Annotated in this window: 18 protein-coding genes and 8 tRNA genes; 9 read left to right on the top strand and 17 right to left on the bottom strand. The window is 46.4% G+C overall.

All coding sequences use genetic code 11. The annotated features are described in order from the left end of the window. Positions 1 to 3 precede the first annotated feature (3 nt). Together L5M10_RS09695 and L5M10_RS09690 are read right to left on the bottom strand one after the other, a co-directional pair. Positions 4 to 1782 carry a flotillin family protein gene (locus tag L5M10_RS09695; RefSeq protein ID WP_263148861.1) on the bottom strand — a complete coding sequence of 593 codons (1779 nt, stop codon included), beginning with the start codon at positions 1780 to 1782 and terminating at the stop codon, positions 4 to 6. 36 nt (positions 1783 to 1818) lie between these two features. Next, positions 1819 to 2454 (bottom strand): YqiJ family protein, encoded by a 636-nt coding sequence (locus L5M10_RS09690; RefSeq protein WP_028761348.1) that lies wholly within the window; start codon positions 2452 to 2454, stop codon positions 1819 to 1821. A gap of 437 nt (positions 2455 to 2891) precedes the next feature. Here L5M10_RS09690 and L5M10_RS09685 point away from each other — a divergent pair, with 437 nt between their 5' ends. From L5M10_RS09685 to L5M10_RS09665, 5 genes are all read left to right on the top strand, one after another. Next, positions 2892 to 4397: a carboxypeptidase M32 gene (locus L5M10_RS09685; protein ID WP_263255209.1), complete on the top strand. Its 1506-nt coding sequence runs from the start codon at positions 2892 to 2894 to the stop codon at positions 4395 to 4397. Between the two features lie 180 nt (positions 4398 to 4577). Beyond that, complete coding sequence (locus tag L5M10_RS09680; RefSeq protein ID WP_113939489.1) at positions 4578 to 5075, top strand: GNAT family N-acetyltransferase; 498 nt, start codon at positions 4578 to 4580, stop codon at positions 5073 to 5075. Further along, positions 5072 to 5422 (top strand): DMT family protein, encoded by a 351-nt coding sequence (locus L5M10_RS09675; protein ID WP_006082592.1) that lies wholly within the window; start codon positions 5072 to 5074, stop codon positions 5420 to 5422. Before L5M10_RS09680 ends, L5M10_RS09675 begins: the two co-directional genes overlap by 4 nt. A 28-nt stretch (positions 5423 to 5450) precedes the next feature. Further along, positions 5451 to 5708, top strand: coding sequence for a DUF2960 domain-containing protein (locus tag L5M10_RS09670; RefSeq protein WP_006082593.1), 258 nt, complete (start codon positions 5451 to 5453; stop codon positions 5706 to 5708). Between the two features lie 59 nt (positions 5709 to 5767). After that, a complete protein-coding gene (locus L5M10_RS09665; protein ID WP_028761351.1) occupies positions 5768 to 6277 on the top strand; it encodes an RDD family protein in 510 nt (169 codons plus the stop codon). Positions 6278 to 6384: 107 nt separating this feature from the next. Here L5M10_RS09665 and lptG read toward each other — a convergent pair whose 3' ends face one another. Next, entirely contained in the window at positions 6385 to 7443 is a 1059-nt protein-coding gene (gene lptG / locus L5M10_RS09660) for an LPS export ABC transporter permease LptG (RefSeq protein ID WP_263255208.1), read from the bottom strand. Beyond that, positions 7440 to 8552 carry an LPS export ABC transporter permease LptF gene (lptF, locus tag L5M10_RS09655; RefSeq protein ID WP_113939369.1) on the bottom strand — a complete coding sequence of 371 codons (1113 nt, stop codon included), beginning with the start codon at positions 8550 to 8552 and terminating at the stop codon, positions 7440 to 7442. Before lptF ends, lptG begins: the two co-directional genes overlap by 4 nt. Positions 8553 to 8795: 243 nt before the next feature. Between lptF and pepA the strand changes: the two genes are divergently transcribed. From pepA to L5M10_RS09640, 3 genes are all read left to right on the top strand, one after another. Continuing rightward, positions 8796 to 10304: a leucyl aminopeptidase gene (pepA, locus tag L5M10_RS09650; RefSeq protein WP_006082597.1), complete on the top strand. Its 1509-nt coding sequence runs from the start codon at positions 8796 to 8798 to the stop codon at positions 10302 to 10304. Between the two features lie 343 nt (positions 10305 to 10647). Continuing rightward, positions 10648 to 11151, top strand: a complete 504-nt coding sequence (locus L5M10_RS09645; protein WP_263140268.1) for a DNA polymerase III subunit chi — start codon at positions 10648 to 10650, stop codon at positions 11149 to 11151. A 20-nt stretch (positions 11152 to 11171) separates the two neighbouring features. Then, entirely contained in the window at positions 11172 to 14048 is a 2877-nt protein-coding gene (locus L5M10_RS09640) for a valine--tRNA ligase (protein ID WP_263255207.1), read from the top strand. Between the two features lie 590 nt (positions 14049 to 14638). Here the strand turns inward: L5M10_RS09640 and L5M10_RS09635 are convergent. The 13 genes from L5M10_RS09635 to recA form a co-directional block, all read right to left on the bottom strand. Continuing rightward, positions 14639 to 14715 (bottom strand) — tRNA-Arg (locus L5M10_RS09635). 103 nt (positions 14716 to 14818) lie between these two features. After that, positions 14819 to 14910: transfer RNA gene (locus L5M10_RS09630), tRNA-Ser, on the bottom strand. A 45-nt stretch (positions 14911 to 14955) separates the two neighbouring features. Next, positions 14956 to 15032, bottom strand: a tRNA-Arg gene (locus L5M10_RS09625). A gap of 49 nt (positions 15033 to 15081) precedes the next feature. Next, a tRNA-Arg gene (locus tag L5M10_RS09620) sits at positions 15082 to 15158 on the bottom strand. Positions 15159 to 15207: 49 nt separating this feature from the next. Continuing rightward, positions 15208 to 15284 (bottom strand) — tRNA-Arg (locus tag L5M10_RS09615). An 86-nt stretch (positions 15285 to 15370) separates the two neighbouring features. Continuing rightward, a tRNA-Arg gene (locus tag L5M10_RS09610) sits at positions 15371 to 15447 on the bottom strand. A gap of 44 nt (positions 15448 to 15491) precedes the next feature. Further along, positions 15492 to 15568, bottom strand: a tRNA-Arg gene (locus L5M10_RS09605). A gap of 22 nt (positions 15569 to 15590) precedes the next feature. Beyond that, a tRNA-Ser gene (locus L5M10_RS09600) sits at positions 15591 to 15682 on the bottom strand. A 205-nt stretch (positions 15683 to 15887) separates the two neighbouring features. Beyond that, positions 15888 to 16085 (bottom strand): carbon storage regulator CsrA, encoded by a 198-nt coding sequence (gene csrA, locus L5M10_RS09595; protein WP_006082602.1) that lies wholly within the window; start codon positions 16083 to 16085, stop codon positions 15888 to 15890. Between the two features lie 118 nt (positions 16086 to 16203). Next, positions 16204 to 17460 carry an aspartate kinase gene (locus L5M10_RS09590; RefSeq protein WP_168822957.1) on the bottom strand — a complete coding sequence of 419 codons (1257 nt, stop codon included), beginning with the start codon at positions 17458 to 17460 and terminating at the stop codon, positions 16204 to 16206. A gap of 9 nt (positions 17461 to 17469) precedes the next feature. Then, a complete protein-coding gene (alaS, locus tag L5M10_RS09585; RefSeq protein WP_263148857.1) occupies positions 17470 to 20094 on the bottom strand; it encodes an alanine--tRNA ligase in 2625 nt (874 codons plus the stop codon). A gap of 319 nt (positions 20095 to 20413) precedes the next feature. Next, positions 20414 to 20884, bottom strand: a complete 471-nt coding sequence (locus L5M10_RS09580) for a regulatory protein RecX (RefSeq protein WP_375539965.1) — start codon at positions 20882 to 20884, stop codon at positions 20414 to 20416. Between the two features lie 17 nt (positions 20885 to 20901). Next, positions 20902 to 21969, bottom strand: coding sequence for a recombinase RecA (gene recA / locus L5M10_RS09575; protein ID WP_105251812.1), 1068 nt, complete (start codon positions 21967 to 21969; stop codon positions 20902 to 20904). Positions 21970 to 22371: 402 nt separating this feature from the next. Here recA and mutS point away from each other — a divergent pair, with 402 nt between their 5' ends. Beyond that, positions 22372 to 24942: a DNA mismatch repair protein MutS gene (gene mutS / locus L5M10_RS09570; protein ID WP_263148855.1), complete on the top strand. Its 2571-nt coding sequence runs from the start codon at positions 22372 to 22374 to the stop codon at positions 24940 to 24942. Positions 24943 to 25063: the final 121 nt, after the last annotated feature.

Raw genomic sequence — 25063 nt, 5'->3', positions numbered from 1 at the left:
AGATTAAGGCTTGAGCACACTTTGGCTCTCTACTGCCTGCGTTTGGCTATAGTCCTTAGGTCTAGAGTTCGACAAGGTAACACCACTTAAGGCTTCGGCGGTTAATGTGTTATTACCGTTCAATAAATCATTCAAGGTTCCAGAGTCACCATTCACTAATCCTAACTCCCTGAGCATGGCATCGATAACAGGCGCATTGGCGCGATAGTTTAACGCTGCACTGGTCACTTGCTCTGCGATACCACCTTGATGGTGAGCACCTTCGCCACCCGCAGCAAATTGATGACCTGCACCATAACCTTGAAGAATCTTAATACCTTCGATGTTTTCTAACGGCTTAACGGCTTGTGCCACAATTTCAGGCAAGGCCTTCAAAATGGCGAGGGATTTTTGCAGGGCGATCTGCTCATCACTTAAGACGTTTTCAGCTTCATAAAGTGCTTGTTTACCTGCGGCTTCAACGGCATAAACTTTTTCATCCGCTTCAGCCTGCAGTTTTTTCGCATCGGCACTGGCGCGCGCTTCAATCAGAATAGCACTCGATCTGTCTTCAGCGGCACGTTTCTCAGCTTCGGCCTGCACTGTTACGCCGACAGCATCACGCTCAGCTTCCTTACGAGCATCAATCACTTCAATCTCTTTGCGACGATTAGCTTCTGCCACTTGGCGCGCTGTGATTACCGCTTCTTCTTTTTCAACTTTCAGTTTTTCGGCTTCAGCTGCACGAGCACGGGCAGCTGATTCTTCTTCAGATTTGGCCGCAACCGCAATGCGTTTTTCCTGCTCAGAAACTTCAATATCCCTTTGCTGTTGAATGCGCGATTGCTCAATCGACTTATACTTTTCAATCTCACGGGTTTCGATATCTTTGGTCTTTTCGATTTCAGCGGTTTCAATGGCGCGCTCTTTGGCAATCTCGGCTTCGCGTTCTTCACGGGCCTTGTTTTCTTTCTGCTTAATAATCTCCGCTTTTTGATCGGCGCGTTTAAATTCTAACGACTGTTGCTGGATCAGGCGCGCTTCTTCTTCCGACTTTTCAATCTCTAAGGATTCCTTTTCAGCTTCAAGGTTACGCTGCTCGATCTTAATGCGGTTTTCCTGCTGAATATCGTTGGTTTCTTTGCGTTTCTCTTCGATAATCTTCGCCAGACGCGCACGACCTTCGGCGTCAAATGCGTTGTTTTCATTAAAAAACTGCAAATCAGTTTGATCGAAACCCGTTAATGAAACCGATTCGAGTTCGAGACCGTTTTTCTCCAGATCGTTGGCGACGTTATTTTGCACCCGTTGCACAAAATCGGCACGCTGCTCATGCATTTCTGTCATGGTCATTTCGGCGGCTACGGCACGCAGCACGTCAACAAACTTAGACTCCATCAGCTTTTTAAGCTCTTCAACGCGGTTTGTACGCGTGCCTAAGGTTTGCGCTGCCATTGAAATACCATCGGAATGTGGGGCGACACGCAAGTAGAAATCGGCCTTCACATCGACACGCATTCTGTCCTTAGTGATTAGCGCATCTTTCTGGGTTTTCTCCACTTCGATACGCAGAGTGTTCATGTTTACCGAGATGGTTTCATGTAATACAGGCAACACAATAGCGCCGCCATCTTTAATGATTTTCTCACCACCAAAGCCGGTACGCACAAAGGCCATTTCTTTGGTTGCACGTTTATATAGCTTGGCGAAAATTAACCCGATCACAATGAGGCCGAGTAGCACCATACCCGCAACGAGCAAAATAAAACTACCGGATGAACCTACGTTTGTTAACACATCCATTTGATTTCCTTTCAATTGATTTATGGCTTGGGAAGATTAATTATCAAAACGCGTAGCAGACCAGACTCGGCCTTCTCGCTTAAGCAGCACGACTTGAGTGCCTGAGGCAAACTCGATATCCGAAGTTTCGGGCTCGACTAAAACATAATGTTTTTGTTGATGTTTATCGCGAACGACGGCTTCAGAGGGCATGCCTTTAATTGCGCAACCTAAGGTGATAGTGCCGACATAGCCGCTAAGATCATCTAGCGAGATCGCACTCGATTCATTTTTAGGCAAATGATCTGCAAGCACTCGACCAAAATAACGGCAAGAAAATGCACTAGCGACAATAGCAATGGGTAAAGTGAACAGTTGCGGCAGTAAAAAACCGGCAAGACTAACACTAATAAAATTGACGATATAACCCGCAATCGCAAAACTGGTCAGCGCAAGCACAAACCAAATAAGTAATGGGAGTCTATTTAGACACAGCCAACCGGCAATGCCCGTGAGTCCACCCGCGCCCACATCAGCATCATATTCCACATCAGCAGGCACCCATTGGTCTAACGCACTTAACATGCTTAAACCTATGAATAATGCGAAGACTTCAAACACACCAAGGGCCAGTACGCAAGCAAAAGCTATGGTGTAAGGTAAATTAGGCTGTTCAACTAAAAACGCCCACATAATCATCTCCTTGAACAATACAGCATTCCATTTATTTCACTGTAATTATCGACTTAACCATCACAGAATAGCAAGGCAAGCACAATTTCCAAACTAAAAATTGTCCCTAAAACAGATTTTGACTATCGCTCTGCTGCGCCAAAATCGCGTGACCATCTTCGCTATTAGTACCCTATCGAAAACCACTTTAACACTACAACTCCCTTTTTAACTTAGCGCTAGCGCTGCAAATAGCCGCAATCGCCATATATGGCGTGGATGCCATTTATTCAGGAGCAATAAATGGCCTTGCCTCAAGTGCGTTACTATAGCGTTAATATCAGCCCACTGAGTCCTGCATCTTTAGGTTGTTTGAGTATACTGTTGACGTCATTGTATGATCATCCTGTTATTGTTATTTATTCGCGCAGGATTTGATGCGCCAGAAGGGAAATTCCATGGACTCACCCAAGAGCAAAGTACCAACACCAAGTTACGATAAACTGACAGCACATTTTCAAAAAATTTCTCACTTTGAACATTTCAGCGCTCTAGGTGACTGGGATCAAGCAGCCATGATGCCTATGGGCGGTAATAGCGATCGCGGCGATGCAATGGCTGAACTGGCGCGACATATCCACACACTCAAAACCTCAACTGTCTTAGCCGAACACTTACACGGCGCGACGGACGAATCTCTCACAACGGAACAACAAGCTAACCTGCGGGAAATGCAGTACCAATATCAGCAGGCAAATTTAGTGCCCGGCGATCTCGTGCAAGCCAAAACTAAAATGGCCTATCAATGTGAGAATGCGTGGCGTGAACAACGTAAAAATAATGACTGGCAAGGCTTTAAACCAAACCTCAAAGCCGTAATTGCACTTGCCAAGGAAGAAGCGCAGATCCGCGGCGAAGCCCAGAATATTTCCCCCTATGATGCCCTGCTCAATAAATTTGAGCCGGGAATGACCTCGGCAAAGCTAGAGCAAACCTTTGGCGGACTGAAAGATTGGCTACCGACACTTATCCAAGAAGTGCTGGCTAAACAGGCAAACGAGCCTAAGTTAACGCTAAATGGTCCCTTCGATGTTAGCGCGCAGCAAGCCCTTGGCCGAGACGTAATGGATTTTCTGGGGTTTGACTTTAACCACGGTAGGCTGGATATCAGCAGCCATCCATTCTGTGGCGGCGTGCCAAGCGATGTGCGGATAACGACTCGCTACAATGAGGCTGATTTCAGTAGTGCAATCATGGGCATAGTTCATGAAACAGGCCATGCCAGATATGAGCAAGGTTTACCTAAAGCGTGGCGTGGACAACCTGCGGGACTGGCGCGTTCTATGGGTATCCACGAGAGCCAGAGTCTATTCTGCGAAATGCAACTCGGGGCAAATCCGGCATTTTTACGCCAATTGCAGCCTAAAATTGCGCAACATCTTAATTGTCATTTTAGCGCCCAAGAATTAGCACAGCATTACACCCGCGTAGCGCCCGGACTTATCCGCGTCGATGCCGATGAAGTCACCTATCCTTGCCATATTTTACTGCGCTTTGAGGCAGAAAAAGCCTTTATCGACGGCAGCTTAACCGTAGAGGATTTGCCTGATTTTTGGTCGACGCAGATGCAACAACTACTGGGGATTAATACCGATGGCAACTACCGAGACGGTTGCATGCAGGATATTCATTGGGCCGTTGGTGAACTAGGGTATTTCCCAAGTTACACCTTAGGTGCCATGTATGCCGCTCAATGTCGTTTTGCGATGGAAAAAGCCTTAGGACCGATTGAAGCCCTAATCGATGCAGGCAAGTTGGACTCGGTATTCCAATGGCTGCGCGAGCACATTTGGTCTAAGGGATCCTTGCTCACCACCGATGAACTGATCCGCCAAGCAACGGGCGAAACCCTAAATGGTCAATATCTTGAGCGTCACCTGCGCCAACGATATCTAGGTATTTAACCGCTGCGAACGCTTAAAAACGCTGAAAGCTCAGTTTATACGGGTTTTAAAGCGCTTTATATTGCCGCTGGAGCCTGCATTTTGAAGCCGCTTGAGGTTATAATGCCGAGCTTATTTGAATCAGGACTCTTTCCACGGAGTTCCTTCAACAGGACTCTTGAAACAGGATAAATGTCGGCCATGTTACTGCGTGCAATCACCCCAGAGGATTGGGATGCCATTTTAGCGATCCAAGACGAGTGTTACTCACAACTGGATCCTGAGCCACTGCACGTACTGCAAAGTAAATGGCAGGTATCACCTCAGTCCTGTTTTGTGTTCGAAGTGGATAAGTCGGTTGTCGGTTATTGCTTGGCTCACCCATGGACCGCCAATATGCCGCCCGCGCTATATCAGCCCATCACCCATTTACCCAAGGCTGATACCTTATACCTACACGATATTGCGATTTCGGCTAAAGCCCAAGGTTTAGGCGCTGGCGCTAAGGCGCTGACCCGCCTAACACTATTGGCGGATCGCTATAATCTCAATTCCTTATCCCTCGTAGCCGTACAAGGTGCCGACAGCTATTGGCTTAAAATGGGTTTTAAACCTAAGGCAATCGATAAATGTCTTGGCAGCTATACTGACGATGCTATGTATATGATTTATAAATTTAATCATAGAGATGAAAAATGAATCCAACCCTAACCACTATCGGTTTACTTTGCTTAAGTAATATTTTTATGACCTTTGCTTGGTACGGGCATTTGAAAACGCTAGGCTCAAAACCTTGGATTATTGCGGCCTTAGTGAGCTGGGGTATCGCCCTATTTGAATACTTGCTGCAAGTGCCTGCTAACCGTATCGGCTACACAGTAATGAATGTCGGCCAGTTAAAAATTTTACAAGAAGTCATCACCTTAAGTTTGTTTGTCCCCTTTGCCTATTTCTATATGAAAGAACCATTGAAGCTCGATTATCTGTGGGCAGGACTGTGCATCTTAGGTGCTGTGTATTTTATTTTTAGAAGTGAATTTAATTAATTTCAGACTTATTTCAGGAGAGCTCCCCATGGCCCGTCAAGTCACTTATACCTTCAAAGGTAAGACTAAAACTATCGCCTTTAGCTACGACAAACACCATGATTTATATGAAGCTGTGGCCGAAGCCGAAGGCATAGATCTGACCAAATTTTTGGCAATGGAACAACAAGTCGCCATGACATCTCGTAAAGGTGCTAAGGCTGAAAAAGAATTCAGGAAAGTAGAGTTTGCCCGCTTTGGTTTTAGCAATATCCACTTTGTCAGAGATGAAGAACCTGAAGCCTAGGCTAATGTATTAATTGTTTTTTGTATTAGCTGTAAGCACTTCAATAACAGGACACTGTAATGCTCAATACCGAACATGCTAACTTCCCCCGCGCAGGATTCTTCCGCCGCCTAGGCGCTGCAGTTTACGATTCGATGTTAGCAGTGGCCGTCTATATGGTTGCTGGCGCAATGGGCTTTGGGATTTTCTACGGCCTCACAGCTTCAGGACTGGCTGGCATGAATGGCTTTGAGCATGTCTCAGATGCACTCAATGGCACGCCGGTTTATCAGGGAATTTATCAACTCTGGCTTGCCTTGTGTGTCGGCACTTTCTACGCATTATTCTGGAGTAAGGGCGGTCAAACCTTAGGGATGCGCGCTTGGCGGCTTAAAATTCAACATCCTAATGGCCAAAACTTAAGCCTGATCACTGCCTATGCTCGCATCATTTGGTCACTGCTCGGCATTGGCAATTTATGGATTTTAATCAATGATGATAAACGCGCACTGCAGGATATGATGACTCGCTCAGAAGTGGTCGTGCTGTCTAAAGAAGCCAACCAAATGCGTAACTGGCATGGGGCATAAGTTTATTCTTAAGTAAATCCGAAATACAAAAAACGACGCAACAGCGTCGTTTTTTATGGGCTATTTTTAATTGACGGAATCCGGAGTAAGGAGTAATAAGCTGCGTATCATCGCCGGATAAAGTAGAAGGCAACGCCAGTAAACAACAAGCTTGGCGCAACAGCCCCCACATAAGTGGGTAGCTCATACACTATACTCATGGGGCCAAAAATCTCATTACTGATATAAAAGCTAAAACCTGCTACGACCCCAAGTAATACGCGCGCGCCCATAGTCACAGTCCGCAGCGGACCAAATACAAACGACAGTGCCACTAACATCATCACTGCGACCGTCACGGGTTGCATCACCTTGCGCCATAAAGCAAGCTCATAACGGCTGGGATCTTGACTGTTAGTTTTAAGGTAATCAAGATAACCGACCAGACCACGTATAGATAACGCCTCGGGTTTAATCGAAACCACACTGAGCTTATCTGGCGTTAAACTCGACTGCCATTGGTCTTCTTCAAGATACTCAAGCACGACTTTTTCATAGCTTAAATCAGTACGTTTAACGTCAAATAAACGCCAGCGATCTTGGGAAAATACCGCTCGGTCTGCGTGAACCACGTTGGTGAGCTTAAGTTCACTATTGAATTTATAAAGCGTGATATTGCTGAGTTTATTGATGTTTTCAACTTCACCAATATTAACGAACAAATCACCATCCTTTGCCCAAATTCCACGATGGGACTTAATTAAACTCCCGCCAGAGAGTTTAACAGCTTGTAACTCATTCGCTTTTTGCTCAGCAATCGGTGCGCCCCACTCCCCTAAAACCATCACCAATAACATCAAAGGCACAGCAGTTTTCATCGCCGACATAGTGATCTGCAAACGTGACATGCCAGAAGCTTGCATCACCACAAGTTCGGAATTCGATGCCAACATTCCCATACCAATCAAAGCGCCTAGCAAGACGGCCATAGGGAAAAACATTTCAATATCCCGTGGCACTAAAAATAAAACATAGATGCCAGCATCCATCATGCTGTAGGTGCCACGGCCAACTAAACGCAGCTGATCAACCCATTTGATAATCCCTGATAAACCAGTCAACACCAGCAAACAAAGCGCTGAAGTGCTTAACAATATTCTGGCGATATAAAGGTCTAATATCTTCATGCTGCCACCTTCTTATTGGCAAACAAGGACGATATACGACTGAAAATAGGCCTATCTTTGCCGAGCAAGAATAACCCCATCAAGAGCGCAGAAACATGGATCCACCACATACCTAAATACAGTGGAATAATCCCATCTTGCAATGCCTTACGTCCCGCGACCATTAGTCCAAAATAGCCAAGGTACAAAAGAACTGCCGGGAACATCTTAGCAAACTTACCTTGGCGCACATTCACCCGCGCTAACGGCACAGCAATCAGTGTCATAATTGGAATCGCGAGTGGGATAGCAAGACGCCAATGGAATTCAGCCGCGGCTTCAGCACCTTCAATTTTCACGAGTTCATCAACGGGCAGTGCAGATAACTTACGGCGACGCTCATCAACTTGCTGCTCTTTAATTTGCATTTTATAACCACCAAATTCGATCATTTGGTAGTCCTTTGCCTTCGGGCTGCCTTGATAACGCACGCCGTCATTCAAGTTCAATTGTTGAGCACCTGAACTATCTTCCTGTACTCGTCCACCTTTAGCCACCACGACATTGGTCACGCCAGTTTCATCATCAGGATCTGGCAACTGGGCTACAAACACTTTATCTAACTCGTTATCTTTACCAATACGCTCAACAAATAATACCGCGCGACCATTGGGACTCGCCTGAAAACGCCCTTGGATTAAGGCAGCAAGACCCGCTTCGGACTGGGCTTTTTCGAGCACTTGGTTTTGCTGTTCTTCTGCCCAGGGGGCAACATAAAGCGATAAATAGCCAGTAAACAGCATATTGATCACGGCGAGGATCAGCGTCACGCGGGTGACATACCACTCACTAACCCCAACACCGTGGAGAATGACCATTTCATTTTCGGAATACATACGGCCGTGGGCCAGTAAAATACCCAAGAACAAACTTAGCGGCAGCACTAAGATCACCAGATAAGGCAAGTTAAGCCCAATCAGAGTCATGATTAAAGAGGCGGGAAAATCGCCGTCGGAGGCATCGGCCAGTATACGCACGAAATGCTGGCTAATAAAAATAGTTAACAGCACTAAAAGTACCGCAATTTGTGCCTTTAAAACTTCTCGAATAAGGTATTTAAATACAATCACAGGCAGGATCCGGTCTCTAAACTTATCTTTTTGCTGGTAACAGACTAACTTTCATGTAAACTGTTTACTTTTGATAGTTTTCTGACCAGCTTCAGGGGTTCTTGGTAAACTTAACGTCACGAAATGCGTGACTCAAGCGCCGAGAATAAATCACCTTTGGAGTAATAACTTAGGCCCTTTTCGGGACAAGCAGACATTATCCAATAAATATAAAAATTTGTCTTTAAGAATCTAGGAGTGCTCATGGAGTTTAGCGTAAAGAGCGGTAGCCCCGAAAAACAACGCTCAGCCTGTATCGTGGTCGGTGTTTATGAACCCCGTCGTCTGTCGGGTATCGCGGAGCAATTAGATAAAATTAGCGAAGGTTATATCAGTAACCTACTGCGTCGCGGCGATCTGGAAGGTAAACCTGGCCAGATGTTATTGCTGCACCATGTTCCTAACGTATTGAGTGAACGTGTATTATTAGTAGGTTGTGGCAAAGAACGAGAATTAGACGAACGCCAATACAAACAAATCATCACTAAGACAATCAACACCCTTAACGAAACGGGTTCAATGGAAGCCGTTTGCTTCTTAACTGAACTGCACGTGAAAGGACGCGATACGTATTGGAAAGTACGTCAAGCGGTTGAAACCACTAATAGCAGTCTTTATAGCTTTGATGCCCTGAAGACCCGCAAAGGTGAAACTCGCCGTCCACTGCGTAAATTAGTATTCAATGTCCCGACTCGCCGTGAATTAACCTTAGGTGAGCGCGCCATCGAGCATGGTATGGCAGTATCTGCTGGCATGCATTTATGTCGCGATGTAGCAAACATGCCACCGAACATCTGTAATCCAGCCTATTTAGCTTCTCAAGCTCGCCAAATGGCTGAAATACACGACACTCTGCATGTCACCACTATCGGTGAAGAGCAAATGGCCAAACTGGGCATGAACTCATACCTTGCAGTCGGTCGCGCCAGTGCCAATGAATCCATCATGACTGTGATGGAATACAAGGGCGCTGTCGATAGCACAGAAAAACCCATCGTATTAGTCGGTAAAGGGTTAACCTTCGACTCGGGTGGTATTTCATTGAAGCCTGGCGAAGCCATGGACGAAATGAAGTACGACATGGGCGGCGCAGCAGGTGTTATCGGCACCATGAAAGCCATCTGTGATATGAAGTTACCTATCAACGTTGTGGGTATTCTGGCTGGCTGTGAAAACATGCCATCGGGTAATGCTTACCGTCCAGGTGACATTCTGACCACTATGTCAGGTCAAACCGTTGAAGTGTTAAATACCGATGCGGAAGGCCGTCTAGTCCTATGTGACGTATTAACCTATGTTGAGCGTTTCGATCCTGAATTAGTTATCGATACTGCAACCCTGACTGGCGCGTGTGTGATTGCCCTTGGTAAACACGCATCGGGTCTGTTCTCATCGCATAACCCTCTGGCACACGAGCTATTAAGTGCCGGTGAGCAAAGTGGTGACCGCGCATGGCGCATGCCATTGTGGGATGAGTATCAAGATATGCTCGACAGCCCATTTGCTGACATGACCAACTTAGGTGGCCGTCCTGCTGGAGCTATCACTGCAGCATGTTTCCTTTCGCGCTTTGCTAAAAAGTACAACTGGGCTCACTTAGACGTTGCAGGCACAGCTTGGAATAGCGGTGCTAACAAAGGTTCTACGGGCCGTCCAGTGCCACTATTGACTCAGTTCCTGATCAATCGTGCTGGCGTCGAACTCGGCGAATAACCAACTATCCGGCCTTAGTGTGTTAAAGGCTCGATAAATGAAAGGCGAAGATGAAAATCTTCGCCTTTTTTATTTTCTTAATTTAATCAGAAAATCGATTTCCTGAATAAATTAAGAAAATAAAAAAACTGAACAACTAATGGTTTTAGAATCATTTTTCAAAGAGTTATAGTTCTACCCTCTTCATCTCCAACGGTTTGAAAGCATCCCATTAAGTCCCGCCAGACAGTGATAGATAAAACCTCACCGTAAGGTTTGCCCTAAGCATTAACCCATACTGACTTTTAGTGTAAACTGCTGCTCTCGTTCGCCACTAAAACAAGTGAAGCAAGGCATTGAAATCATGACTCAAGTGCTGTTTTATCTTATGCCGCCAGTGGCATCGCCTGCCAAAACCAAGGCTGATTCACCTGTTGCAACCGCGAATGCGAACCCTGCACTTTGCGAGATGCATCTTCTGGCATGCCAACTGGCGCAGCAGGCTTTTGTGAAGCAACAATGGGTCTATATCCATTGCCAAGATAAACAGCAAGCCCATGCAATTGATGAACTTTTATGGCAGTTTGAGCCAAGTGCCTTTGTACCCCATAACCTCAAAGGTGAAGGCCCGATGACGGGATCGCCGGTTGAAATCGGTTTTGATCGCCTCGGCGCCAACAAAAGTCGCCAAGTTCTGATTAATCTTGCAGACCAAGCGCCCCCATTTGCGGTAAACTTTGGCCACATTATCGATTTTGTTGCCAATGACGATCAGCATAAAGCGGTCGCTCGCGAACGTTATCGACAGTATCGCGGCTTAGGGGTCAATTTACAGACCCAAGACTTAGCAACACATCCACTTAATTAGTTTGAGACAGACACGTTCCCATGGAAAAAACATACGATCCGCAGTCCATCGAGCAAACGCTTTACCAAAACTGGGAAGAGCAAGGTTACTTCAAGCCACACGGTGATGAATCCCAAGGCAATTATTGCATCATGATCCCGCCACCAAACGTGACGGGCAGCTTGCACATGGGCCACGCCTTCCAAGACACCATTATGGATACTTTGACCCGTTACCAACGGATGAAAGGCAAAAATACCCTATGGCAAGTCGGTACTGACCATGCGGGTATCGCCACCCAAATGTTGGTTGAGCGTAAGCTTGAAGCCGAAGAAGGCAAAAATCGCCATGACCTAGGTCGCGATGCCTTTATGGATAAAGTGTGGGAATGGAAAGCGCAATCGGGCGGCACTATCACTAAGCAGCTACGTCGTATGGGCGCTTCTGTTGATTGGGACCGCGAGCGTTTCACTATGGACGAAGGCTTATCTAAGGCCGTACAAGAAGTGTTTGTACGTCTGTACGAAGACGAGTTGATTTATCGCGGTAAGCGTTTGGTCAACTGGGATCCAAAGCTGCACACGGCTATCTCTGATTTAGAAGTGGAAAGCAAAGAAAAACAGGGCCACATGTGGCATCTGCGTTATCCACTGGCCGACGGTGAACTGACTGCCGATGGTAAAGACTATTTAGAAGTCGCTACCACGCGTCCAGAAACCATGCTCGGCGACAGTGCGGTTGCAGTGCATCCCGATGATGAACGCTATCAAGCGCTAGTCGGTAAGTTTATTCTGTTGCCGATTGTTAACCGCCGCATTCCTATCGTGGCCGACGATTACGTCGACATGGCCTTTGGTACAGGGTGTGTGAAGATCACCCCTGCCCATGACTTTAACGACTATGAAGTCGGTAAACGTCACAACCTGCCAATGTTCAACGTGCTGACCTTAGATGCCGCCATTCGCGTGAGCGCCGAAGTGGTGAACTCTGACGGTACCTTTAACAAAACGCTCGATGGCAGCTTACCTGAACGCTTTGCCGGACTTGATCGTTTTAAAGCCCGCGATGCTATCGTCGCCGAATTTGACACCTTAGGTCTGCTCGAAAAAATCGCACCTCATGCCTTGAAAGTGCCTTACGGCGATCGCTCAGGTGTGGTTATCGAGCCGATGCTGACCGACCAATGGTATGTGGCTGTTGCGCCAATGGCGAAAACGGCTATCGAAGCCGTTGAAAATGGCAGCATTAAATTTGTACCACAGCAATACGAGAACATGTACTTCTCGTGGATGCGTGACATTCAAGACTGGTGTATTTCACGTCAATTGTGGTGGGGTCACCGCATCCCAGCATGGTACGACGAAAATGGCAAAGTCTATGTCGGCCGCAACGAAGCCGACGTCCGTGCTAAGCACAATATCGCCGACTCGATGACATTACGCCAAGACGAAGACGTACTGGACACTTGGTTCAGCTCAGCCCTGTGGACTTTCTCGACCTTAGGTTGGCCTGACAATTTAGAAGATTTAAAAACCTTCCACCCAACCGACGTGTTGGTGACAGGTTTTGACATCATCTTCTTCTGGGTTGCCCGTATGATCATGATGACCATGCACTTCATCAAAGATGAAGACGGTAAACCACAAGTCCCGTTCAAAACCGTCTACGTAACCGGTCTTATCCGCGATGAAGCGGGTAACAAGATGTCAAAATCTAAGGGCAACGTACTCGATCCATTAGACATGATCGACGGTATCGGCCTTGAAGATTTAGTTGAAAAACGTACCGGTAATATGATGCAGCCACAACTGGCCGCCAAGATTGAAAAGAGCACTCGCAAAGAGTTTGCCGACGGTATCGAAGCCCACGGCACAGATGCACTGCGCTTTACGCTTGCGGCAATGGCATCAACGGGTCGTGACATCAACTGGGATATGAAGCGCTTAGACGGTTACCGTAGCTTCTGTAACAAGTTGTGGAACGCCTCACGCTACGTGCTGATGAACACAGAAGATCAAGATTGCGGCCCAGGCTCACCAGAGCACAAAGGCGGCGAGATGGAGCTGTCGTTAGCCGATCGCTGGATTATTGGCTTGTTCAATCAAACCGTTAAGACCTTTGACGATCACATGACAGCATACCGTTTCGACTTAGCGGCCAATACCCTGTATGAGTTCACTTGGAACCAGTTCTGTGACTGGTACTTAGAGTTAACCAAACCGGTATTGCAAAACGGCAGCGAAACGCAAATGCGCGGCACCCGTCACACCTTAGTGACAGTGCTCGAAGCGATGCAACGCCTGATGCACCCTATGATGCCGTATATCACTGAAACCATTTGGCAGCGCGTTAAACCGTTAGCCGGTGTCGCAGGTGATACCATTATGCTGGCACCGTTCCCAACATTTGATGCCGCTAAAGTCGATAGCGCAGCAATGGCTGATTTAGAATGGGTTAAGCAAGTAATCGTCGCGGTGCGTAACATTCGCGCCGAACTGAACATTGCCCCATCTAAACCGCTAAAAGCCCTACTTCGTGGTGTTAGCGCGCAGGATAAAGCCCGTGTAGAAGCAAACCAAACCTTCTTCACTACGCTTGCCCGCTTAGAAAGCATGACCATTTTAGCCGATGGCGAAACTGCGCCTATGTCGACCACAGGTTTAATTGGCGAAATGGAGCTACTGATCCCTATGGCAGGCTTAATTGATGTCGCCGCCGAAATGGCCCGTATCGACAAACAGCTTGAAAAACTCGGCCAAGAGATCGCTCGTATCGAAGGCAAATTGTCGAACCAAGGCTTCGTGGCAAAAGCTCCAGCCGAGGTTATCGACAAAGAGCGCGCCAAGATGGCCGATCTCAAGCGAGATATGGACAAACTCAATGAACAAAAATCTGAGTTTGCTAAGTTAGAAGCTTAAGCCTCTCATTTACTCTGATTCACTTGTTATGATTAGTTCTAACTGAATAAAGGGCAGCCACTAGGCTGCCCTTCTTGTATCTATATCACTGCAATCTATGAGCAATTATGAGCCTTAATCTACGCTCTTGAGCCAGATGCCGCATTGAACCCGAGTCAATTCTAAACACTGCCATTTAACCTACGGCACTGTATTGAAACCACCTCACAATTCATCCTCATCACTCCCCGTGGTCTATCGCTCATGAGCTCACACGTAGCCCATCACTGCCTACATGAGTAAACCGCACACATGTAGACTAAAGAACAACTAATACCTCCAGAGACAGCACTGAGAGACTGACATGGGTATCCAATGTCGTCATCGACTATTAACACAGGCAAAAGCAGATTCTTCAGTGAGTTGAACCTAAGAAAGAGAAGTGTTTAAAGCGAAATGGCTAAAGATAGCGACACCGAAGATACTAAGGTAAGGCAAAAGATGATGATGCAAAGTTAAGGTTAAACCTAAGCGGGTAAAAATATAATGAGTTAAACCATACAGATTAAAAAACAAAAAAGCCCTGCAATTGCTTGCAGGGCTTATCTATATGGTGCGCGTGGAAGGAGTCGAACCTCCGACCGCCTGGTTCGTAGCCAGGTACTCTATCCAGCTGAGCTACACGCGCAAACTCGTTTTTGTACTTCTAATAGATCCAATCATGATTGAGTCTAGGATAAGCACTTTTATCTCGCAAATTTATTCTATTCCCCTCGACTAAGAGAATAGAATGGCGGAGAAGGAGGGATTCGAACCCTCGATGGGAGTTAAAGCCCATACTCCCTTAGCAGGGGAGCGCCTTCGGCCACTCGGCCACCTCTCCGCGTTTAACGCTTTAAATCAACAAGACGTATCTTGTTAACTATATTGGTGCGCGTGGAAGGAGTCGAACCTCCGACCGCCTGGTTCGTAGCCAGGTACTCTATCCAGCTGAGCTACACGCGCATGTTAAACGGTAAAACACTAATACGACCTAAATCATATTAATTTAAATTGGTGCGCGTGGAAGGAGTCGAACCTCCGACCGCCTGGTTCGTAGCCAGGTACTCTATCCAGCTGAGCTACACGCGCATGTTAAACGGTAAAACATTAATACGATTTAAATCATATTAATCTAAATTGGTGCGCGTGGAAGGAGTCGAACCTCCGACCGCCTGGTTCGTAGCCAGGTACTCTATCCAGCTGAGCTACACGCGCATTTTAACTCTTTGCTATAAGCAATTATCTACAAAATTTCTTATGAAATTCAAAACTGATGAGTTAAAGATTAACTAATGCAGATATGGTGCGCGTGGAAGGAGTCGAACCTCCGACCGCCTGGTTCGTAGCCAGGTACTCTATCCAGCTGAGCTACACGCGCGACTTGTATCTAAATTTACTTTTACATCAAACACTAATAAAAAATGGTGCGCGTGGAAGGAGTCGAACCTCCGACCGCCTGGTTCGTAGCCAGGTACTCTATCCAGCTGAGCTACACGCGCACTGTTTTCTATCTTTAAGAAATGGCGGAGAAGGAGGGATTCGAACCCTCGATGGGAGTTAAAGCCCATACTCCCTTAGCAGGGGAGCGCCTTCGGCCACTCGGCCACCTCTCCGTTTTCTTGGCGCACATATTACTGTTTGACGAAAATAAGTCAAACCCTTTTTCCGAAACAGATTCCATTTGAACTGTTTTTAATCACATTGCTGTTATATCAAGCCAATGTATTGATTTACGCCAATCTTTCGGTCTAAAAAATAAAAAAGCCAGTTAAAAAACTGACTCTTCTGTTGCCGTAGTACGCTTGCCAAAACAAGGTACTAAAAGTTACCACCTTCCGATGGTGTACCTGATTTTTCAGATTGAATGCGTTGGTAGATTTCTTCGCGATGAACAGAAACCTCTTTTGGTGCATTCACACCAATACGCACTTGATTGCCTTTTACCCCTAGCACTGTAACTGTGACTTCATCACCAATCATCAGTGTTTCGCCAACACGACGAGTCAAAATCAGCATTCGATAGCTCCTTTATTTCTTAATTCAGCTTACACACGGCACTCATCCGGTAGATGGGCTTATTATAAGGTCAGCTTAGTACAAATTAATAGTATTCAATACTCAAACGGTTATTTAATTACACCTTATTTAGCTCGAAAGCGTGATGTAACGCCCGAACCGCCTTGTGTAAGTCCCTTTCATCGATAACGGTTGATAATTTACTCTCTGACGTCGTGAGTAACTTAGCATGAATAGTTTCATTACCCAAGACTTCTAACATCTTAGTCAATAATCCCATTTTTGCCTGTAAACCTTTGCCAACTAAAGATACTTTTGCACGTTGACGTTCGATAATCAATGGCCCGAGTGCGAGGCTTTCACTTAAGCCTTCGAGCTCATTAAGTAGAGTATCGACCTTAGCCTCAGCGAGCATAAAACTGACTCGACCCGAAGGATCATCCTCGTGGATCCTCAATGGGGAAATAAATTCCACATCGATTTCCAATCGAGTTAAACAGCCTAACAGCGCTTGATAGCGTTCACTGGTGGTAAACAGCCCTTCGATCGTCAGCGTTGCCAGCGCCTTATTAATCGCAATACCTTGGACTAACGAGGCAATCGTTAATTCCGACTCGTCGCCAAATTGGATTAACGTCCCCTGCCCAACTTCAAAGCTCGACAATACTCGCAGCGGTACGCGAAAACGCTCGGCGTATTCAACAGAATCAGGATGCAATACTTTAGCGCCAAGCTTTGCCATTTCGAGCATCACATCAAACCCAATCACATCGAGGCGACGTGCACTGCTATCAATATTCGGATCTGTGGTAAATACCCCTGCCACATCGGTAAAAATCTGGCATTCATCGGCTTCTAACGCTGCCGCTAAGGCTACTGCTGTGGTATCTGAACCACCGCGTCCTAAGGTGGTCACTTCGCCTTGAGAATCGATGCCCTGAAACCCAGCAACGATCGGCACAACACCATCGGCAAGCAAAGACTGCAAATATTCAGTATCAACTCGCTCGATGCTGGCGCGGCCGAATTGACTATTTGTATGAATTTGCACTTGATCGCCCGTAAGGGATTTCGCTTTTATGCCGCGACGTTGTAGCGCCATCGACATCAAAGCAATGCTCACTTGCTCACCCGTCGAGACTAGCATGTCTAACTCGCGCGCCGAGGCGCGCGGATTAATTTGTGCTGCAAGTGCAAACAGGCGATTCGTCTCACCCGCCATAGCTGATAAAACTAAGACTTGCTGCTCACCATTGTGAGCTGACTTTGTAATCTGCTCAGCGACCGCTTCGATACGTTCAATAGAACCCACCGAAGTGCCGCCGAACTTTTTCACAAAAAGCTTGCTACCACTAAGCTTTCGTTTTTGGGGCACAGCAACCTCTTAAGCTAGACGCTCAGTAATCCAAGGTAATACTTGAGCCAATGCCGCATCCAGATTTTCTGGCTGGCTACCGCCCGCTTGAGCCATATCAGGACGACCACCGCCTTTACCGCCCACTTCTGCAGCGACCATAGCGACGAGCTCACCCGCTTTGACTTTACCGATCAGATCGTTACTCACACCCGCGATCAGGTTAACTTTCCCTTCCTGCGCTGTACCAAGCACGATAATGGCCGATTTCAATTTCTGTTTTAATTCATCTTGCAAGCCGCGTAATGAACTTGCCTCAACGCCGTCTAATTTTTTGATCAGTACGTTAACGCCATTAACTACAACGGCATCACCCACTAAGTCTGCACTCGCTGCGGCCGCGAGCTTATCTTTCAGCTGCGCCATTTCTTTTTCGAGTTGCTTCATCTTATCGAGCTGCACTTTTAACTTAGCCACCACTGAGTTGGCATCGCCTTTCAATAAGGCAGCTGCTTCTTCCAGTTCAGCTTGTTGCTGCGCCACATAAGCCATAGCAGCAGCGCCAGTCACGGCTTCGATGCGACGTACACCCGCAGCAATACCCGCTTCAGAGGTGATTTTAAATAAGCCGATATCGCCAGTGCGACCGACATGTGTACCGCCACACAATTCGATAGAGAAATCGCCCATAGTCACAACACGCACTTGTGAATCATATTTCTCACCAAAGAGTGCCATCGCGCCTTTCTCTTTAGCTTCATCTATGCCCATTTCAGCGGTTTTCAGCTCATGGTTACGACGAATTTGAGTGTTAACTAATTCTTCAACTTCTTTTAATTCAGCAGCTTTTACGCCTTCGAAATGGGAGAAGTCAAAACGTAAACGCTCAGGATCAACCAAAGAACCTTTTTGCGAAACATGAGTACCGAGCACCTGACGCAGCGCGGCATGCAGTAAATGCGTAACAGAATGGTTTAACTGAGTACGGTGACGCAGTTTTTTGTCCACTTTCGCTTCAATAACTTGGCCAACGCTCAAGCTACCTGTAGCCAAAACACCTTGATGGCCCGTTGCTTGACCATACTTTTGCGTATCGTTTACCGTAAACTCAATACCGTTCGCAACCAATTGGCCTTTATCGCCTACTTGACCGCCAGATTCCGCGTAGAAAGGGGTTACATCGAGCACGACAACGGCTTCATCACCCGCTTTGATCGCCGTCACTGACTCACCACTTTGATAAATCGCGGTGACCTTAGCTTGACCCGCTAATTCGGTGTAACCACTAAATGCAGTTTCAGCATCAATTTTCAGCGCAGCGTTATAATCTGCACCAAAGTTACCGGCAGCTTGTGCGCGGCTACGTTGCTCAGCCATGGCGACTTCAAAACCTGCTTCATCGACAATGATGTTGCGCTCACGGCAGACATCAGCGGTCAAATCCATTGGGAAGCCATAGGTGTCATACAGCTTAAATACGGTTTCACCGTCTAAGGTGTCACCTTTCAACTCGTTTAAGGCAGTATCTAAAATGCCTAAGCCACGTTCAAGCGTACGGGCAAATTGCTCTTCTTCCGCTTTCAGTGCCTTTTCAACAATCGCTTGAGTCTCAGCTAACCCTTTTGCTGCATCGCCCATCACCGCAATCAAAGACGGAACCAGCTTGTAGAAGAAAGCTTCGGTCGCACCTAACTTGTTACCATGGCGAACAGCGCGGCGAATAATACGGCGCAACACATAACCACGGCCTTCGTTCGACGGCATAACGCCATCGGCAATTAAAAATGCACATGAACGGATATGATCGGCAATGACTCGCAGCGACTTTTCAGATAAGTCACTAACACCAATGACCTCTGCGGCTTTAGCAATCAAAGTACGGAAAATATCGATTTCGTAGTTAGAATGTACGCCCTGCATAATCGCAGCAATACGCTCAATCCCCATGCCTGTATCAACCGAGGGCTTAGGCAAAGGTAACATTTCACCCGATGCTTGACGGTTGTACTGCATGAAAACGATGTTCCAGATTTCGATGAAACGATCACCATCTTCTTCAGGACTGCCAGGACGTCCGCCCCAAATATGATCACCATGATCATAAAAAATCTCAGTACATGGACCACAAGGACCGGTATCACCCATTTGCCAGAAGTTATCTGACGCAAATGCAGCACCTTTATTGTCACCGATGCGTATGATGTTCTCGGCAGCGACACCAATTTTTTTATTCCAGATTTCATAGGCTTCATCATCTGTCTGATAAATAGTGACGCACAGACGTTCCTTCGGCAGCTTTAACGTTTCAGTTAAAAAAGTCCAGCCCAAACGAATCGCTTCTTCTTTGAAATAATCTCCAAAACTGAAGTTACCTAGCATTTCGAAAAAGGTGTGATGACGTGCTGTGTAGCCAACGTTATCCAAATCGTTATGTTTACCACCGGCGCGTACACAACGTTGAGCAGTGGTCGCACGCGTATAATTGCGTTTGTCCATGCCAAGAAACACGTCCTTGAACTGGTTCATGCCTGCATTGGTAAATAAAAGTGTGGGATCGTTGCCTGGCACTAATGAACTACTGTCCACAACTTGATGACCATTGCTGCGGAAAAATTCGAGGAAAGCGCTTCTGAGCTCTGCTGTAGTTTGATACATGAAATCATCCTGAATTGGGTAAGCATTACCAGCTACGCCTTAGGCTAGCCGTATTTCTATTTGCCCAGCATTATAAGCAGACTAAGGAAGGACGACCAGTCTTGATTGGTGATATACACATCAGGAATTTAATATTTTAGCGTGAATCGCCCACACCAGAGTCACTAGAAGCAAAACGACAGGATAAAGCACAAATAAAGACGGTGTAAGTTTATCGCGGCACGGACAATATTTAAGCAAGTGAGTCTAATGTGAAGTATGAAATTGACAATACCCATTGATGATATTTAGATGAGCTTTTACAGTCTTAGCTCCAAATTTAATAATCTTCATCGAGATCATTGGGATCTGAATCTAGTGCGTAAGTGATTTGATCGTAGCTAAAGCCTTGGCCCATTAAAAAACGCACTCGTTTGGCCTTTTCCTTTGCGATCAGATCCCGAGCTTTAGAGCCCTTCACTTCTGTCACACGGGGAATGCCGTATTTTTTGGTGGCTTTATCTTTTGCTAGCTCAAACCAATCACAATCACAATTAACCAAAGCGGCTTCAATGCAGTCTTTAGATAAGCCTTTCTGTGCGATTGCTTGGCGGATGCGTATTGCACCGTGGCCTCGACTGATGTGGCTACGCACCAACAGTTCGGCATAACGAGCATCATTAATAAAACCGGAGGATTCGCAAGCATCGAGTACAGGTTCGATATCGTTAAGTTCGAAACCTTTTTCGAGCAATTTATCGCGGATTTGTAAACGGGAATAATCGCGGCGCGCTAACAGCGCGACCGCAATTTGATGGGCTGACTGACTCAGAATACTTCGCCTGTCTCTAAATCAATATTGTCCTCAGTACTATCATCAGCTTTGGCAGCCAAGGCACTCGGATTACTCAAAAGCAACTCACGTAGCGTCTTGTCAATTTCAGCAGCAATAGCAGGGTTTTCAGTCAGATATTTGCCAGCATTAGCACGACCTTGGCCGATTTTATCGCCTTTATAACTGTACCAAGCGCCCGCTTTTTCAATCAACTTATGGGCTACGCCTAAGTCTACTAACTCACCAGTACGGTTAATACCTTGGCCATAAAGGATTTGGAACTCAGCCTGCTTAAACGGCGCTGCAACCTTGTTTTTCACCACTTTAACGCGAGTTTCGTTACCGACCACTTCATCGCCGTCTTTAATCGCACCAGTGCGGCGAATGTCTAGACGAACAGAAGCATAAAACTTCAGCGCGTTACCACCGGTTGTCGTTTCTGGGTTACCGAACATCACACCAATCTTCATCCGAATTTGGTTGATGAAGATAAGTAAGGTGTTAGATTGCTTTAAGTTACCCGCAAGTTTACGCATAGCTTGGCTCATCATACGCGCCGCTAGGCCCATGTGAGAATCACCAATTTCGCCTTCGATTTCAGCTTTAGGCGTTAATGCCGCCACTGAGTCGACTACGATAACGTCAACAGCACCTGAGCGAGTTAAAGCATCACAAATCTCAAGCGCTTGCTCGCCAGTATCCGGTTGCGAACACAGCAGGTTATCAATATCTACGCCCAATTTTTTAGCATAAATAGGGTCTAGTGCATGCTCTGCATCGATAAAGGCACAGGTTTTGCCTTCACGTTGCGCTGCCGCAATCACTTCTAAAGTCAGTGTTGTTTTACCTGATGATTCAGGACCATAGATCTCAACGATACGACCCATTGGCAAACCGCCAGCACCTAAAGCAACGTCCAGAGACAGAGAACCGGTAGAAATGGTCTCAACATCCATAGAGCGATCTTCGCCCAGCTTCATGATGGAGCCTTTACCAAATTGTTTCTCAATTTGGATCAATACCGCAGCAAGTGCTTTCTCTTTATTTGGATCGACCTTCATTCCTGTTCCCTCATCAAGACAAGCATTAAGCTGTCAAAAGTGATATTCAATTTACAAACGGGTAATTCAAAAAGCCGCGCTTTTTGTCTTAATTCTGCTGACTAGTATACTGTACAATCATACAGTATCAAGACCTGTGACTGAATTATTTTTAGCTGATAGGATTTTTAATATGGCCAAGGTTTTAGCGAATATCAAATCAGATAATAGCTCCCTTTGATCAATATCCATCGTTAAGGGCTCAATTTTCGCTAAATTATTGCTAAGATTGGCGCAACAAATTTTGCGTGGTCTTTTTAGCTGAAAATTGTACAGCAGTCTTCCGCTTCCATAGCGCTTAATCACCCTTAACCACACAAACTGTATCGCCTTTAGGCAGCCACAACGGACGATAACGATTTAATGAATGTAATTGATACCGATGATTTAGAAAAACATACTCCTATGATGCGTCAGTACTTGACGATGAAAGCAGAACATCACGATATGTTGCTGTTTTATCGCATGGGTGACTTCTACGAGTTGTTTTATGACGATGCTAAACGCGCTTCTGAGCTGTTAGGCATTTCACTCACTGCGCGCGGTAAAAGTGGTGGCGATCCTATTCCGATGGCGGGGCTTCCTTACCATGCTGTGGAAGGCTATCTTGCAAAATTAGTTCAAATTGGTCAATCAGTTGCGATTTGCGAACAGATTGGCGATCCCGCGACATCTAAAGGGCCAGTAGAACGTAAAGTGGTGCGAATTGTCACGCCAGGCACTTTAACCGACGAAGCGTTGCTACAAGAACGCCAAGACAATCTGTTAGCCGCGGTTTATCAAGGTAAAGTTGGTTTTGGTTATGCCACATTAGATGTTTCATCCGGACGTTTTGTGATTGCAGAGCTCGACACGCGAGAGTCATTAGAAGCAGAATTGCAACGCACTAATCCCGTTGAAATTCTCTACAGTGAAGACTTTGGCGAACTAGGTCTACTTAACGGTTTTAAAGGTAAACGTCGTCGCCCTGAATGGGAATTTGATTACGATACGAGTATCAAGTTACTGCTAGCTCAGTTTGGCACTAAAGACTTACATGGTTTTGGTATCGCAGATGCACGTTTATCACTGCAAGCTGCGGGTTGCTTGATGCAATATGTCAAAGACACACAGCGCACGGCACTGCCCCATATCAATGCCATTATCCGCTTCAATCAAACCGATAGCATAGTACTCGATGCGGCAACTCGCCGAAATCTAGAACTCACTCAAAACCTTGCCGGTGGCCGCGATAATACCTTAGCCGCAGTATTAGATAACACGGCAACGCCTATGGGCAGTCGTATGTTACAACGCTGGATCCATCAGCCTCTGCGAGATCCTAAGCAAATTAAGGCGCGCCAACAGGCGGTGACTGAACTCCTCGATACCGCAGCCCACGAAGGTTTGCATGAGCAGTTAAAGGCACTTGGCGATATCGAACGTATCATGGCAAGGTTAGCCCTGCGCACTGCCCGTCCAAGGGACTTTGCACGTTTACGTCAAGCTCTGGGCTTATTGCCTGAATTACAACAGAGTTTAAGTACACTGAGCGCGCCGCACACGACTCAATTGCGTCAACACTTAGGCGAGTTCCCCGCTGAGCAAGCCCTACTTGAGCGCGCGATAGTCGATAATCCACCTATGCTTATCCGCGATGGCGGGGTGATCCGTGAAGGCTACAACAGCGAACTAGATGAATGGCGCGGTCTGAGCGAAGGAGCGAGTGATTACTTAGTACAACTTGAAGCCAGAGAAAAAGAACGTACTGGCATCAATACACTTAAAGTCGGCTATAACCGCGTACACGGCTATTACATCGAAGTAAGCCGCCTGCAATCCTCACAAGTACCGCTCAATTATCAACGACGCCAAACACTTAAGAATATGGAGCGTTATATCACGCCTGAACTTAAAGAATACGAAGAAAAAGTCCTCTCGAGCCAAGGTAAAGCCCTGGCACTCGAAAAGCAGTTATGGGAACAGTTATTCGATCTTATTCTGCCGAAATTACATGAATTACAGGCTTTTGCTAGAGCTGCGGCTGAGCTTGATGTACTGAGTAACTTTGCCGAGCGTGCCGAAACCTTGGGCTACACTTGTCCAGAGCTGAGCCAAGATATCGGCGTACAAATAGACGCAGGTCGCCATCCAGTGGTGGAGCGTGTTAGCCAAACGCCGTTTATCGCTAACCCAGTAATCTTACATAATCAACGACGTATGTTGATTGTGACTGGACCTAACATGGGCGGTAAATCAACCTATATGCGCCAAGTCGCCTTGATTACACTGATGGCCCATATTGGTTGTTTTGTTCCAGCAGATCGCGCCCTGATTGGCCCGATTGATCGCATCTTTACCCGTATTGGCGCATCAGACGATCTGGCCTCTGGCCGCTCAACCTTTATGGTAGAAATGACTGAAACTGCCAACATCCTGCACAATGCCACTGCCAGTAGTTTAGTGTTAATGGATGAAATCGGCCGTGGAACATCCACCTATGATGGTTTATCACTAGCTTGGTCGGCGGCGGAATATTTAGCCCAGCAAGTAGGGGCTATGACCCTATTCGCCACCCATTATTTTGAGCTAACTCAATTACCTGACTTAATGGCAGGTGTTTACAATGTGCACCTTGATGCCATAGAGCACGATGATACCATCGCCTTTATGCATGCAGTACAAGAAGGCGCCGCCAGTAAAAGCTACGGCTTACAAGTTGCGGCGCTTGCCGGCGTGCCAAACAAAGTGATTAAAGCAGCGAAACATAAATTGCAGCAATTGGAGAGTCGCGATCATCAACCAGAAGGAACGAGGACGCCCATTCAAAGCTTACTCGCTTTACCTGAACCGGTTGAAAATCCAGCTTTGACTAAATTAAGTAGCATTAATCCCGATAACTTAACGCCAAAACAGGCGCTTGATTTGCTCTATGAACTGAAACGCTTGAGCTAGACATCAGGTGATCTAAATAAAAGCCTAAAAATAACAACGCCCACTCTATAGTGGGCGTTTTACTTTATGACGAGATCTCACACTAAGTACATTTTTTGGATAGCTTCTCTGAAAGGCACCA

This window comes from Shewanella sp. SM32 (genome assembly GCF_025654235.1).
Lineage (GTDB): Bacteria > Pseudomonadota > Gammaproteobacteria > Enterobacterales > Shewanellaceae > Shewanella > Shewanella oncorhynchi.
Note: the sequence above shows the minus strand (reverse complement) of the source record. Positions and strands in the feature narration are given on the sequence as shown.